This window comes from Fructilactobacillus ixorae, from assembly GCF_024029915.1.
Taxonomy (GTDB): Bacteria; Bacillota; Bacilli; order Lactobacillales; family Lactobacillaceae; genus Fructilactobacillus; species Fructilactobacillus ixorae.
Genome location: NZ_CP097478.1, coordinates 673,921 through 688,705, shown reverse-complemented (window position 1 = coordinate 688,705; position 14,785 = coordinate 673,921). Strand labels below are relative to the sequence as shown.

The 14,785-nt window shown below is 49.0% G+C and carries 13 protein-coding genes; 1 reads left to right on the top strand and 12 read right to left on the bottom strand.

Features of this window, described 5'->3' with window-relative positions; genetic code table 11:
• From smc to M8332_RS03340, 7 genes are all read right to left on the bottom strand, one after another.
• On the bottom strand, positions 1-3,537 hold the full coding sequence (smc, locus tag M8332_RS03370) for a chromosome segregation protein SMC (RefSeq protein ID WP_252780758.1): 3,537 nt from the start codon (positions 3,535-3,537) through the stop codon (positions 1-3).
• A gap of 15 nt (positions 3,538-3,552) precedes the next feature.
• On the bottom strand, positions 3,553-4,263 hold the full coding sequence (gene rnc, locus M8332_RS03365; protein WP_252780757.1) for a ribonuclease III: 711 nt from the start codon (positions 4,261-4,263) through the stop codon (positions 3,553-3,555).
• Between the two features lie 79 nt (positions 4,264-4,342).
• Positions 4,343-4,594, bottom strand: a complete 252-nt coding sequence (locus tag M8332_RS03360; protein ID WP_252780756.1) for an acyl carrier protein — start codon at positions 4,592-4,594, stop codon at positions 4,343-4,345.
• A gap of 18 nt (positions 4,595-4,612) precedes the next feature.
• The gene (gene plsX, locus M8332_RS03355; RefSeq protein WP_252780755.1) at positions 4,613-5,632 is read right to left on the bottom strand and encodes a phosphate acyltransferase PlsX; all 1,020 of its coding nucleotides are present in this window, start codon (positions 5,630-5,632) and stop codon (positions 4,613-4,615) included.
• Positions 5,633-5,643: 11 nt separating this feature from the next.
• Positions 5,644-7,674 carry an ATP-dependent DNA helicase RecG gene (gene recG, locus M8332_RS03350; RefSeq protein WP_252780754.1) on the bottom strand — a complete coding sequence of 677 codons (2,031 nt, stop codon included), beginning with the start codon at positions 7,672-7,674 and terminating at the stop codon, positions 5,644-5,646.
• A 70-nt stretch (positions 7,675-7,744) separates the two neighbouring features.
• On the bottom strand, positions 7,745-9,442 hold the full coding sequence (locus tag M8332_RS03345; protein WP_252780753.1) for a DAK2 domain-containing protein: 1,698 nt from the start codon (positions 9,440-9,442) through the stop codon (positions 7,745-7,747).
• A gap of 32 nt (positions 9,443-9,474) precedes the next feature.
• Entirely contained in the window at positions 9,475-9,837 is a 363-nt protein-coding gene (locus tag M8332_RS03340; RefSeq protein WP_252750192.1) for an Asp23/Gls24 family envelope stress response protein, read from the bottom strand.
• Positions 9,838-10,029: 192 nt separating this feature from the next.
• Here M8332_RS03340 and rpmB point away from each other — a divergent pair, with 192 nt between their 5' ends.
• The gene (gene rpmB / locus M8332_RS03335) at positions 10,030-10,215 is read left to right on the top strand and encodes a 50S ribosomal protein L28 (protein WP_252750191.1); all 186 of its coding nucleotides are present in this window, start codon (positions 10,030-10,032) and stop codon (positions 10,213-10,215) included.
• Between the two features lie 66 nt (positions 10,216-10,281).
• Here rpmB and M8332_RS03330 read toward each other — a convergent pair whose 3' ends face one another.
• From M8332_RS03330 to fmt, 5 genes are read right to left on the bottom strand one after another with little or no spacing between them, the layout of a single operon-like run.
• A complete protein-coding gene (locus M8332_RS03330; RefSeq protein WP_252780752.1) occupies positions 10,282-10,941 on the bottom strand; it encodes a thiamine diphosphokinase in 660 nt (219 codons plus the stop codon).
• A gap of 2 nt (positions 10,942-10,943) precedes the next feature.
• Positions 10,944-11,603 (bottom strand): ribulose-phosphate 3-epimerase, encoded by a 660-nt coding sequence (gene rpe / locus M8332_RS03325; protein ID WP_252780751.1) that lies wholly within the window; start codon positions 11,601-11,603, stop codon positions 10,944-10,946.
• 1 nt (position 11,604) lies between these two features.
• On the bottom strand, positions 11,605-12,504 hold the full coding sequence (gene rsgA, locus M8332_RS03320; protein ID WP_252780795.1) for a ribosome small subunit-dependent GTPase A: 900 nt from the start codon (positions 12,502-12,504) through the stop codon (positions 11,605-11,607).
• A 5-nt stretch (positions 12,505-12,509) separates the two neighbouring features.
• On the bottom strand, positions 12,510-13,850 hold the full coding sequence (gene rsmB / locus M8332_RS03315; RefSeq protein WP_252780750.1) for a 16S rRNA (cytosine(967)-C(5))-methyltransferase RsmB: 1,341 nt from the start codon (positions 13,848-13,850) through the stop codon (positions 12,510-12,512).
• Positions 13,837-14,784 carry a methionyl-tRNA formyltransferase gene (gene fmt / locus M8332_RS03310; RefSeq protein ID WP_252780749.1) on the bottom strand — a complete coding sequence of 316 codons (948 nt, stop codon included), beginning with the start codon at positions 14,782-14,784 and terminating at the stop codon, positions 13,837-13,839. The genes rsmB and fmt overlap by 14 nt, the downstream gene beginning before the upstream one ends.
• Position 14,785 lies beyond the last annotated feature (1 nt).

The following is a 14,785-nucleotide window of genomic DNA, read 5'->3' as shown; positions in this document are numbered from 1 at the left end:
TTATTTCTCCTTTTTCTGCGTTGCTTCGAGGTTAACGGAGACGAGCTTGGAGACTCCGGAATCCTGCATGGTAATTCCCACTAACTGGTCAGCATATATCATCGTTTCCTTACGGTGCGTAATCACAATAAACTGGGTGTGCTGTTTAAGTTTTTGCATGTAACGCGCAAATCGATCAACGTTGGCTGGATCAAGCGCGGATTCTGCCTCATCCAAAATCACGAAGGGAACCGGCTTAACCTGTAAAATCGCAAACAAGAGGGCCAAGGCGGTGAGCGCCTTCTCGCCCCCGGATAACAAGCTCAGATCCCGGTACCGTTTCCCCGGCGGCTTCACCAGAATGTCAATTCCAGTTGTCAATAAATGGTGCGGATCCGCCAGTTTGAGCTTCGCTTCCCCACCCCCAAAGATATGCCGAAAAACGGCAGTAAAAGCCGTGGCCACTTGGTCAAAGGTTTGTTGAAAGCGTTGTTTAACCGTTTGATCCATTTGATTCATGATTTCTAACAGTTGTTGTTTGGCCGCCAATAAATCATCGAGTTGCCCGTTCACAAAATCAGCTCGGTTTTTTAATTCTTCGTAGGCTGTGATTGCTCCCACGTTAACGGGGCCTAATTCCGTGATTGTGGCCTGAACCGTTTGTAATTCTTGTTCTAATGCCTCGGGATCTAGGTCAACCACCTGGAGCGATTGCTGTGACTGTGTTTGTAGGTCGCCTAGCTCCCGTTGTAGCTTCGCAGTCTCTTGCGCCTGCAGTGACGCCTGTAATTGCGCTTGTTGCAGGTCCTGTTGCACCGTGGTCAGCGCTTGTTGGGTCGCAGTTAAATCCCGTTCATTAGCTTCATCGGCTGCTTGTAACTCAAGCGCCTGCTGTTTACTCTCGGCGAGGGCGCGTTGTTGTCGTTTAATGCGAGCTTGTAATTGCTCTGGATCGACCTCAGTCACCGTTTGGAGTTGCTTCAGTTCCTGCTGAAGCTGGGTTACCTGTTTTGCAAGCTGGGTGCCCGCGGTGGTAGCTTTGTCTCGTTGCGCAGTCTCAGTTTGAACCTGTTGGCGCGCCTGCTTTAGCCGTTCTCGAATCTGGCTGAGTCGCTGTTGTTGTGCCATCAAAGTAGCTTGACTACGTTGCTGATCGGCTTTATGTTGTTGAATTGCTTGTTTTAACTCGCGAACGCGGGCTTGGTTCTCCGCAATCTCAGCCTCCGTTGCTTGAATCTGCTGAGGAGTCGTGGCTGCTGGATGGTCCGCCTCGTCATCAGCGTGTTTCAACTGGAGTTCGAGGGCAGCGACTTCGCGTTTTTGCTTTGTCAGAGCCGCTGATAAACTGGAGACCCGTTCTGCCTGTGCCTTCAGTTCAGCGGTGTGACTAGATTCCTGTTGATAGGCTTCGTCCCGCTTCGCTTGGGCTGCTTGCCCGGTTTCTTTAACCACAGCAAGTTGTGCTTCTTGCTGCTTTAATTTAGTTTGTAACGTTTGGGCCTGGCTCGTTAACGTGGCAAGTTGATGCTTTTGGCGGAGAATCCCGTTTGGTTCGTGTTGATTCTTACCCCCGGTGATTGAGCCCCCCGCGTTCACCACTTCACCATTAAGGGTCACAATTTTCACCCGCCGCCGGAGTTTCTGGCTCAGTTGCGTAGCTTGTTGCAGATTAGTGGTAACTAACACGTTTCCCAGCAAGTAGTTTTTTACCCGCGTTAGGTTTTGAGGCATCGTCACTAAGTCCGCGGCCACCCCGACTAATCCTGGTTGTTCGCGGGCTACTTGTAACAAACTGGGGCTAACAAACCGCTCGTTAATGGCATCAAGGGGCAGGAAGGTCACCCGGCCTAACTGATGTTGGCTTAAATAGTGAATTGCCTGGCGGGTAGCGGCAACGGTCTGCATCACTACCTGCTGAAGGGCCCCGCCTAACGTCGTTTCAATCGCAACCAGATATTGATCATCGACCTGCATTAAGTCTGCAACTGGGCCTAAAACTCCGGTTAAATCCTGCTGGTGCTTGAGGAGGTTTCTCGTGCCTCGGTACAGGTTATTGTGCCCGGCGACCATGTTTTGTAAACTATCTCGTTCGGTTTTAACCGTCTGAAAATCACGAAGTTGCTGATACCAAGCTTGTTGAAGCTGGTCTTGCTGATTCGCTAACTCATCAACTTGGGCTTGCAACCGTTGTTGACGAGCCTGAGCCGCGTTTGCTTGGTGCTTCAGCGCAGTAAGCTGCTCCTGCGCTGCTTGTAATGCTTGTTCCAGGCGCTGCTGTTCGGTCGCTAACTGCCGTTGTTGGCGCAGCTTTTCCTGATAGGCCTGACGCTGCTGTTCTGACATCCGGGAGGCCATCCGGACCTCATTCTTTTGGTTCGTCAGTTGTTGCATTAACGTTACATATTGACTGCGAGCCGCTTCTAACGCTGCTTCTTCACTTTCCACCTGCTTTAGTTTGGCGGTGGCATCGCTGTCAGCAATTTCTTGTTCCAGCTGGTTCAGCTGATCGGTCGTGGTCTGCACGGTCGCCTGGGCCGTTTGTACCCGCTGTTCGAGCTGTTGCAGCTGAGTTTGGTTGTCCGTACGCTGGCGTTCTAATTCCTGGAGTTGGGTTCGTTTAAAATCCAGCTGTTGCTGGCGTAACTTGGCTTCTCCCGTGGCACTTTCGAGCGTTTTGGTATCGGTTAGTAGTTGTTGCTGTTGTTGTTCGCGAGCTTGTTGGGTCGTCGTTAGTTGCCGGTGGAGCGTCTGCTTTTGCTCCCGCAACTGCGCCAGTTGCTCCGTGAGTTGTCGATGCTTGGTCGTTTGTTCAGTTACCTGGGTTTGAGTCGCTTGGTGTGTCTGTTGCAGGTGAGCGGCCCGGCGGGTTAACTGGGTGAAGCGCAACTGCTCTAACCGTTGCTGCTGACGCAAATAGCGCGAAGCGGTCTCGCTTTGCGCTTGTAAGGGGGCTAACTGTTTCCCTAGTTCATGGGCAATGTCTGATACCCGATCCACGTTCGCCTGGGTTTCCGTGAGCTTTTTTTCGGACTCCGCCTTCTGCTTTTTATACCGGTAGACGCCGGCGGCCGTTTCGATGACGGCCCGACGCTTCTCTACATCTCCTGCTAAAATATCATCCACGTTTCCCTGGGAAATAATGGAGAGTGAACCTTCCCCCAACCCAGTATCTAGAAACAGTTGTTGAATTTCGCGTAATAAACATTCCTGATCATTAAGCAGATACGTACTATCGCCGTTGCGGTAGTATCGCCTGGTGATTTTGACCTCACTATAATCGGTGGGTAAATAATGATCAGCGTTATCAAAAACCAAGCTTACCTCAGCCCGGTTTAGGGGGCGCCGGTCATTAGAACCAGAAAAGATGACATCCTTCATCTTGTGCCCCCGCAGCTGCTTCGCGGACTGTTCTCCAAGCGCCCACCGAATCGCCTCGATGACGTTACTTTTTCCGCTCCCGTTAGGACCGACGATTCCCGTTAATCCATCCTGGCATTCGATAACCGTCCGGTCGGCAAATGACTTAAAGCCGGAAATCTGAATCGACTGTAACTTCACGAATGCTCCCTCACTTTACTGCAATTTCTGGTCTTTAATCCCTAACTTGTTTAGGGCTGCCTTGGCGGCTGCTTGTTCGGCACTCTTTTTCGAGTGGCCTTCCCCGATGCCTAGTTCCTTTTGATCGATGAATACGGCAACTTTAAACTGACGGTCGTTATCCGGACCGTTTTCATCAAGCAGTTGGTAGTCAATGGCAACGGGCCCGTTGACTTGAATTGCCTCTTGTAATTCCGTTTTGTGATCAAAAAATTCGTCAAACCAACCCTCGTCGAGCTTCGGGAAAATCACGAGGCGACAAAAATTCTTCACGGTTTCAATTCCTTGATCTAGGTAAACGGCCCCGATAAACGATTCAAAAATATCACACAATAAGGAATCTCGTTTTCGGGCGCCCGCCTTTTCTTCCCCTTTTCCCAGCCGAATGTACTTATCAAAGTGACACTCCCGGGCAAAACGACTAAAGCTGTGCCGATTAACCATGGCGGCCCGGAGCCGGGTTAAGCGTCCCTGTGGCATCTCTGGATGCCGTTTAAAGATGTAGTCAGAAACCACTAACTGGTAAACGGCGTCCCCGAGAAATTCCAAGCGTTCGTAAAACTTTAAATGTTGATCTGGATGTTCGTTAACGTAGGAAGCTTGCGTAAAGGCTTCATCAAGCAAGGCTTCGTTGTTAAATTTAATGTTATAATCATGTGCTAATTTATGATCAAATTCTTTCTGCAAGTGAATTTCCTCCCGAGTATTTAATGGTCTTATTATAGCATTAAACGAAAAACCCCATCAGGACGTGATGGGGTTACTTTCATTTCTTGTTAGGCGTATTTTGAATGATGACTTTCACCAAATCCTGGACCGTTTCGATTTGCTCGGCAGCGTCATCTGGAATCACATCACCAAATTCATCCTCAATTTCAACGATAAAGTGGGCTAAATCTACAAAGTCCGCCCCCAAATCGCGTTGAAAGTTAGTTGCCTCGGTTACGTCCGCCGCTTGGACTTGAAATTGTGCTCCAATTGTGTGTGCCACCGTGTTAAATACCGTTTTTTTATCCATTAGTCAGTACCTCCACCACTAATCTTGTTGTTGCTTGGCATGAAACTGCGTTGCAATGCCCGCAACTAAATCGGAAGTTGCCACTTCTTTGGCATTCTGTAACGCATACAAAATCGTTTTGGCGTCGCTATTGCCGTGCGTTTTGATTACTGGTGCCTTCAAGCCCAATAGCACTGAACCTCCATACCGGGTGTAGTCCATTTTTTTCGCGATCCGTTTTAAGGCGGGTTTTAACAGCAGTCCTCCGAGTTTTTCGCGTAGGCCACCCTGCTTAATACTGGCCTTAATCATGTTAACCACGGCGAGGGCACTGCCTTCGATTCCCTTTAAAGCAGCATTGCCGGTGAAGCCATCGGTGACGGCGACATCCGTCACGTTGGTTAAAAGGTCTCTGGCTTCAACGTTGCCAATGAAGTTCAGTTCCCCCGCTTCCCCTAGGGCAGATAATGCTTCGTACATCTTCCGGTGGGCAACGTCCCCCTTGTCCGCCTCAGTTCCGTTATTAATTAACCCAATCCGCGGATTAGCCTGATTGCGAACCTGCTGACTATAAATTTTACCCAGGCGCGCATACTGAATGACGTTTTCGACCTTAGCATCCGCATTCGCGCCCGCGTCAATCATGGTGAAGCCCTGATCGTTCTGAATCACCGGTAGGGTAACAACCAGACCGGGGCGTTCAATCCCCTTCATCCGGCCGATAATCAACAGTCCGGCTACCATTAAGGCCCCAGTATTGCCTGCGGAAAGCAATAAATCAGCTTCACCAGCTTGGACAGCTCGTGCTGCTAACACTAAGCTAGCCTGTTTTTTCTTTTTAACTGCCCGGACTGGTTCATCATCCATTGCAATCACTTCAGGCGCATGGACAATCCGCAGGTTTTGCATACTTTTTACTAAAGGTTCGATTTTGCGTTGATCCCCAAATAAGATGTACTCCACATCGTTATGACTGGCATCGCGAGCTAACTCTACTCCTTCTACAATTGCTTGTGGGGCGTAGTCGCCCCCCATGGCATCAATTGCAATCTTAATCATGAAGCAACTCCTTAATCGAATGAGGTTTGATTATTTAGTGCGTGTAACTGACGCACTAGGTTCTGGTTTTCTGGTTTTTGCATCCATTCGGCGTCATCAGTTACCATTTTAGCGACTTCTTGGGCGGCACTCAAGACATTCACGTCCGCAACCGGGTCCCCCACGTTAAAGCTCGGAATCCCCGATTGTTGCTTCCCTAAGATATCGCCAGGTCCCCTTAATTCTAAATCTTTTTGGGAAATAAAGAAACCATCGGTTGAACTACTCATGACATTCATCCGTTTAATGCCCACCTTGTTTTTAGGATCGGCAATTAAAATACAGTAGGACTGCTGCGTACCGCGCCCCACCCGTCCGCGTAACTGGTGCAGCTGGGCCAGGCCGAAGTGATCCGCATCAAAAATAACCATGATGCTGGCGTTGGAAACATCAACCCCCACCTCAATGACGGTGGTTGACACCAAGACTTGCGTCCGATTGGCTTTAAAATCATCCATGACCTGATTTTTATCGGCTTCATTCATTTGCCCGTGTAGTAAGCCGACGTGAAACGACGAACCCAAGTGTTCTTGAAGGTCCGTATAGGTCATCATGACGTTTCGCATCTCGACAGCATCGGATTCATCAATCAATGGCACCACCACGTAGGCTTGTTCTCCCTGTTGAAGGTGCTTTTTCACAAACTTCAGCATCGTTGCTTCTTGACTACTTTTAATCCAGGTCGTTTTAATCGGCTTTCGACCGCCAGGGAGTTCATCAATCACCGAAACGTCCATTTCACCGTAGGCCGTAATCGAGAGGGTCCGCGGAATCGGGGTGGCCGTCATTGATAAAACGTTGGTGGCGGTTCCCTTTTCACGCATCTGTTTGCGTTGGTTCACCCCAAACCGGTGTTGTTCGTCAATCACCGCTAATCCCAGGTGGTGGTAGCGGACGTTCTTTTGAAAGAGGGCATGAGTCCCTACCACTAGATCAATCTGCCCGGCTTTAATCCGGGGCAGTAACTGCCGACGGGCTTTCGCCGGCGTATCCCCAGTTAATAACGCGATGCTAACGTTCGTTTTCGTAAATAACTGGGCCAAGCTGTTGGCGTGTTGCTCCGCTAAAATTTCGGTCGGAGCTAAGAGCACGGCCTGCTGCCCGGCTAACACGGTGGCTAAAATTGCGAGGGCTGCTACCACCGTTTTCCCACTCCCCACGTCTCCTTGGAGCAGACGATTCATTGGAACTGGTCGTTGTAAGTCCGTCAAAATTTCTCCAACCACCCGGTGCTGGGCGTCGGTAAGCTGATACGGCAGGTCGTTAAGAAACGGTTGCAAGGTTAATTTATCGGTCTTAATGCTCGCGGCTTGGTCCTCTCGTTGATGCCGGTGTTTCAGAGTCTGCAAACGCATTTGAAACAAGAAGAATTCGTTAAACTTAGCAGTCCGACGTGCCGCTCGAACCGCCTGAGGAGTGCTCGGAAAGTGCATTTCACGAATCACCGTTTTAAGTGGTTCTAAGCGGAATTTCGTGCGAATCCATGTGGGCACGAAGTCTTCTAAAGTAGCCTGATATTCAGCGTAAGCAGTTTTAATCAGGTCGTGCATGGTTTTCTGGGTAATTTGATGGTTAACCGAATAAATGGATTGCACCGTTTGTTCTGAGGATTGCAAGAGCTTAATCCCCGTCAAACTCTGTTTTTGAGCGTTAAATTTTCCGTGCACCAAAATCGTTTGTCCAACTTCAACCTGTTTTTTTAACCAGGGTTGATTAAAAAACGTCACGCCCACAACGTCATGACCAACCATCAACCGTACCAGTAACCGGTTTTTACGACGCCCAAAATAATTAACGACGGGTTCCGCGGCAACGGTGCCCTTTAATGTGACGGTTTGTTGATCATGTAAGTCTGTGAGGGCTTGGCTTCGAAAGTCCTCATAGCGAAACGGGAAATAGGTTAGGAGATCAAATACCGTCTGGATGTTTAAATCGGCCAGCGCCGCCTGCTTTTTCGGACCGACCCCCTGCAGGGTTCCCACTGGATCTAAGCTGCTTTTCACGAACTTCACCCCCTACCTGTTGCAAAAGGCTGCCAATTCTCCTGTGAATTAACAGCCTTCCGTGCTCGTGTTATTCAACTGAGATGAGCAACGGATAAACCGGTTGATCACCTTCATGAACTTCAATCTCTAACTCATCATCGCGGTCTGCGGCAGCCGTGGCAACCGCTTGCGCATCAGCTTGCGTTGCCCCTTCTCCGTAAATAATCGTCACGTTTTCACTGTCGGCATCTAACATCGTTGCCATCATTTTCACAGCGGCTTCATCGAGGCTGTCAGCAGTGACTTGGATGTGACCATCCACGATTCCCATGAAACTACCCTTTTTAATGGTCAAACCGTCTAGTTCCGTGTCCCGGATGGCAGTCGTTACCTGCCCACTCTTAACCGTTGCTAAGGAGGCTTCCATGGCTGCTTGGTTATCAGTTAAACTAGCTTCCGGATTGTAAGCAAACAGCGCTGTTAATCCTTGCGGAATGGTTTGGGTGTGGACGACTTTCATCGGCACGGCCGTTAGATCAGTGGCCTGTTCCGCTGCCAAAAAGATGTTTTTATTGTTTGGCAGTACGAGTACGTGCTTAGCATTGGTGGCATCAACGGCCTTCACAATGTCTTCCGTACTAGGATTCATGGTTTGACCACCACTGATAATGGAGGTTACCCCAAGACTCTTAAACAGTTTTTCCAAACCAGCCCCTGCCACCACGGCAATTACAGCCATTTCGGTCGGTTCAGCTGGTGTTTCCGCTACTGGAGCAGGAGCCTCAGTTTCATCATTTTCCATGATTGCTTCTTGTTGTTCTCGCATGTTATCAATCTTAACGTTGATTAAATCCCCAAACTTTTGGCCCCAGGCTAAGACCTTTCCTGGTTGTTCGGTATGGACATGAACCTTTGCTACTTCATCATCGTTAATTACCAATAAGGAGTCGCCGAGAGGCGCCAAATAATTGTAGAAGCGGTCGTAGTCAAACGGCTGATCTACTTCCTTACCCTTACCAAACCGAACGGTCATTTGGGTACAATAACCGTACACAATATCATCCGGATTAAGTTGCCCCTGAGCACTAGCATGATCGGACTTTTTCACCATCTCATCCATTTTATTAGCTTCGACGTTAAACTTCGCGTGAACGTCATCAGACGGTTCCCGATTGTTCAAAATGTCAGCAAACGCCTCTAACACAAAGGTTAGCCCTTGGCCTCCTGAATCAACAACGCCAACTTGTTTTAGGACCGGCAGTAACTCTGGGGTTTTTGCTAACGCCGTTTGGGCTCCCTGTTTAATGGCATCACTGACGATGCCAAGATCATCAGTTTGTTCGGCGGCTTTACGGCCGGCGTTTGCGGCAAACCGAATGACGGTTAAGATCGTCCCTTCCGTTGGTTTCATCACGGAACTGTACGCTGTTTTGGCACCGGCCGTCATAGCAGCAGCAAATTCAGTCGCTGACAAGCTTTCCTTGCCTTCCACGTCCTTTGCAAAGCCCCGAAAAATTTGGGACAAAATAACCCCCGAGTTACCCCGGGCGCCCATTAATAAGCCCTTTGCTAACGCGGCTGCTTGCGCACCAACGCTCGCCGCTGATTCCTCCGCAACGTACTTTGCTCCACTCGCAAAGGATAAACTCATGTTCATCCCCGTATCCCCATCCGGAACGGGAAAAACATTTAAAGAATTAATAAATTCTGCATTATTTTGAAGGACGACCGCTGCAGCTTGAACCATTTGGTCGAACTCTTTAGTAGTAATCTTCGTTACTGACACTATTATCCAATCTCCCTCTTAATTCAAACTTGTTAGTCGTTAATGACCTTAACTCCCTGTACAAATACATTAACGGAGTCAGCGGTTACCCCTAACATCGTTTCTAAGTTGTACTTAACTTTGGCCTGAACCGTTCGGGAAACTTCCGAAATCTTGGTTCCATAACTGACGATGATATTAACATCAACCTGAATTTCATCATCGACCTGGCGGACAATGATTCCGCGGGAGTAAGCATCCCGACGTAAAATTTCATTCATTCCGTCTTTAATTTGGTTACGGCTTGCCATGCCGACGACCCCGTAGTTATCAGTGGCGGCTCCACCAACCACCGTAGCAATTACATCATTGTCAATGTCGATAGATCCATACTTCGTGTTCATTTTTACAGCCATCGGATGCATCTCCCTTTTTAACGAGTTTCTCACGGTACTATATATTACCATACTGGTTTTAAAAACCCAAAACATTCCCTTTTTTACTGTCAAGTAAGATTACTTGAAAGAAAGATTGCAATTTGGGCCTCGTTATGCTAGATTAATCATATAGCTAATTACGCTTTATTTTATGATAAAGGAGGGATTTTCATGGCTAAAGATGCTTTAACGGGAAAAAGAACCCACTTTGGTAACCGTCGTTCACACGCCTTGAACGCTTCTAGACGTAGTTGGAAGCCAAATTTACAAAAAGTCCGGATTTTAGTTGATGGTAAACCAAAGAAAGTTTGGTTAAGTGCCAGAACCTTAAGATCAGGTAAGTTCAAACGAGTATAGGTTTTAGTCTAAATTTTAATTAATTAAAACAAAAGCGCAACCACTAAAAGTGGTTGCGCTTTTGTTTTAGTCGTGGCTTTGAATGACCATCAACAAACCATGGTCAAAGTTGAAGTGAGCAATCTGCCCCATAAATTCATTACTGGAAAAGGACGTCGGCCGGGTAACCGCAAAGCGGTCTAGTTGGTACTTCTCATCTGGTAACGTTAACGTGGTTGGTTCTAACGCGACAAAATCCAGATACTTCATCCCAACTTGACGGGTTACCTGATGCGTTCCGGGGCGGAAAAACCGAACCCAATTTTGGGCGTCCTGTAGGGTCAAGCGTTCGACCACTCCCTGTAAAAATGGTCGATACACCATCATGAGATTGGTAAGCAATTGATCCAACCGGCCGCCGGAAAAACCATACAGGTATAATTGTGCGGCTGGGAAATGTTCCCCAGCAAACTGCAGTGCAAGTTCCGTGTCCGTTTGATCCTTAATCGGACTCGATTGGTGCACCACGGCAACCCGTGCTCGCACGGTCGCCAGCTCAGTGGCTGTGATGGAGTCAAAATCACCAATCGCTGCGACTGGGGTAATGCCTAAATCTAATAAATGTAATGTGCCCCGGTCAATCCCCACACAGGGTGCCTGACTGAGTTCCGCCTGCAAAGCTGTTGGCCACTCAGTTGCGGGCCCCCCCGCCAACAGATTAACCCGGGGAATTGGTTGTGTCGTCATCGTTAAAAGTCAGTAGCGTGCTTTAACGCTTGCACCCGGTCGGCTGGATTGGGAGCTGCGAACACGTACGAACCCGCCACGGCAACGTCTGCACCTGCTTCATACGGTTTAACTACCGTTTGGTCGTTCACGCCACCATCAATTTCAATGGTGAAATCATAATCATCGTGTTCGTTGCGTAGCCGGTTTAAGGCTTTAATCTTGTTAATTGTTTCGGGAAGGAACTGTTGGCCTCCAAATCCGGGGTTAACTGTCATTACTAAGACTTGGTCGACCATGTATAAGACTGGTTCAATGGCACTAACCGGCGTTCCTGGGTTTATAACCACTTCCGCCTTCACGCCCTGGTGCTTAATCATTTGTAGCGCCCGGTGAATGTGGGGTGTTGCTTCGACATGCACTCCGATTAAATCAGCACCGTTCTTGGCAAAGGTGTCAACGTACCGCTCAGGATTTTCAATCATCAAATGACAATCTAACTCCATGTTCGTGATGGGCCGAATGGCTTTGACCCAGCCCGGACCATAAGAAATGGCAGGCACAAAGAGTCCGTCCATTACGTCAATGTGGAGCACCTCGGCGCCAGCCTGATCAACTTTCTCAATACTACTTTGTAAGTTCACGTAATCTGCGCTTAGAATTGATGGTGCCACTTTAATCATGTTAATTTCCCCTTTTTCGTCGGTAGACCGGTTTTTGGGCCTTGATGGTCTGGTATTGGTCTACGTAATCTTCATATCGGCTCGTTAAAATTGTACCATTTTTTACCGCCTGCTTCACAGCGCAACCGGGTTCATTAATGTGTAAGCATTCCCGAAATTTACAATCAACGGCCACCCGCACCAAATCAGGATAATAATTTTTTAAGGTGGTCGCCGTAATGTTCATCGGATCAAAAGACGAGAAGCCCGGTGTATCGGCCACTAACCCGTGATTAATGGTAACCAAGGAAACCTTTCTCGTAGTATGTTTCCCCCGGCTAAGGGCTTGTGAGATTGCTCCGGTCGCTAGGTTTAACGTAGGGTCCAAATGATTTAACAACGTGGACTTTCCGGCCCCCGTTTGACCGAGGACCACCGTTTGGCGCTCTGGCAGTACCGCTCGGAGTTGATTGTCCGCGTTTGCAGCCGTTGCAATGATTGTGGGATAACCAACCTGCTCATGATAGCGCTGCACCACCTCCGTTAAAAAGTGGTCCCGAGCGTCTCCTTTGAGTAGATCAACTTTCGTAAACACCAAAATGGGCCGAATGTGTTCTCGTTCTAAGGCAACCAGTTCTTTGTCCAATAGACTGGCGGAAAAGTCCGGTTCGATGGCAGAAGTAACCACAAATGCCTGGTCAGTATTGGCAATCGGGGGCCGCACCAATTCGTTTTCGCGGGGTTGAATCTTTAAGATGTACCCCTCCTGCTGATTGGGAGCGCTAAATTCGACCCAGTCACCGACCAGTGGTTTAATTTGCTGTTTGCGAAAATTACCCCGGGCGCGGGTCCGATAGGTTTTTCCGTCGACCTCAATGTCATAAAAGCCGCTTAAGGATTGATAAATCTTTCCGGTTTGCAGATCTGTCATGCGCTTCCCTTTCTAAATCCAGCAATGAAAAAGCCATCAGAGGCGTAGTCGTCTGGATAAATCGCTAGTTCTGGTGTTGCACGGTCAGGTTTTAACTGGTGTGCCGTCGGCACTACCACTGGTTCAAAATTGGGATGGGTAGCAAGAAAGGCACTAACGTTCTCCTGATTTTCCTGATTCAAGATGGTACAGGTACTATACATCAGGGTGCCACCGACCTTCACCTTAGGTGCCACCGCCGTCAAAATTGCCTGTTGGATGGTTGCTAGGTGCCTAACATCCGCCATTGATTTTTCGTACCGAATCTCTGGTTTGCGACGGACTAAGCCTAGTCCCGAGCACGGTGCATCAACTAAGATGTGATCAAAGGTCCGATCGGCAAAGACCTCATCAACCCGGCGAGCATCCAAGGCCTGGGTTTCAATCCGGTCAGAAACGCCTAAGCGCTCCGCGTTTTCGTGAATCTTGCGTAATTTCTTGGCATGTAAGTCCAATGCAATTACCCGCCCGGTCGGTAGTTGTTCCGCAAGTTGCGTTGTTTTCCCACCGGGGGCCGCACAGGCATCAAGGACCAACTCACTGCCCGTCAGTGGGAGCGCTTGTACTGGTAACATCGCACTTTCATCCTGAATGGTATAGAACCCCGCTTGAAATAAATCTGACTGCGCAGCAACGCCATGACTGACCACCAAGGCATCCGCTGCAACCGTACTGGGACGGACCGTAAAGCCAGCCGCTACCAGTTTTTCCTGTAGTTCACTTGGCGTTGTTTTATGCCGGTTAACCCGAATTGACCGGTGCGCTGGTTGGTTAATGGTGGCTAATAAATGGTTCGTCCGAACGTTCCCCAGTTGGGCTTGTAATGCTTCCACTAACCACTTGGGGGTGCTGGTTTCAATCACTAAGCGTTGCTCGGGATCCTGAATCTGGTTTAAGTCTGGGAGACCCCGGCGGCCAACCGTATGTAGCACCCCAGTTATTAACCGTCGAATCCCATCGTGTCCCCAGTGCTTCGCAATTTTGATTGATTCATCAAAAATCGCGCGGTTGGGAACCTTATCGAGGTAAATCATCTGGTACAGAGCACTATCTAGCAGGGCGAGCACCCACGGCTGTAACTTGTCCGCATGGCGGACGAGCTGATCCACATAATAGTTTAGCGTCAACTTATGCTGAATTACGCCGTACACAATATTTGTAAACAAGCGCACGTCCTTTTCCGACATGTTACTAGTGGTAATCACGTTGTTAATTTGCAGGTTGGAATACGCTCCGTTTTGAACGCGCTCTAGCGTTTCGACTGCTAAGGCCCGGGGGTTACTTTTATTCGTGGTCATCAATAAATTGGTCTCCTGTTTGTAATTGTTGGTTCCCGTTTAAAAACGCTTGAATGGTCGTTCGGGGTTTGCCCGCCGGTTGAATTTCATTGACCTGTAAAACGGTCCCTGCGCCCGCAGCCAACTGCAGCTCTCGCTTAGTACGCTTAACGACCTGTCCGGGCGCAAGGTCCGTGGTTTGATCTAGGACCATAACATCCCACAACTTATAGCGTTGCCCGTGAACCATTGCATACGCGCCGGGATTGGGACGTAACGCCCGCACCTTACAATCCACGAGCCGCGCGGGCTGGTGAAAATCCAGTTGTTCCTCGCCCCGTTTAATCGTGGGCGAAAAAACCACCTGCGCTTCGTCCTGTTTTCGGGGGGTAATTTGTTGGTTGGCGAGTTTTGGTAACGTTGCTAACAGTAAATCACGACCCGCCAGGCTTAACTTGGCAAACATCGAAGCGGTGTCATCTTGATCCGTAATCGGAACGGTCTCCTGCGCCAAAATATCTCCGGCATCCATCGCCTTCACCATGTACATAATCGTAACTCCAGTTGCTTGATCTCCATTCATAATCGCGTACTGAACGGGCGCCCCTCCCCGGTACTTCGGTAATAATGATCCGTGGACGTTGACCGCTGCAATTTGGGCCGCGTTCAACAACTTGGTGGGTAAAAACTGGCCGTAAGCCGCGGTAATAATAAAGTCGGGGTGTTGGTCAACAATTTGGTCTAGTTCAGTACTGCCCGCGAGTTTTTCTGGCTGCAAAACGGGTAAGCCTAATTCCAACGCCGTTTGCTTGACTGGCGAAGCCGTTAACGTGCGTTTCCGACCGACGGGGCGATCTGGTTGGGTTACAACCGCAATCACATCATAATGATCATGTAATGCCTTTAAAATGGGAACACTAAACTCAGGGGTTCCCATAAATACTACTCGTTCCATG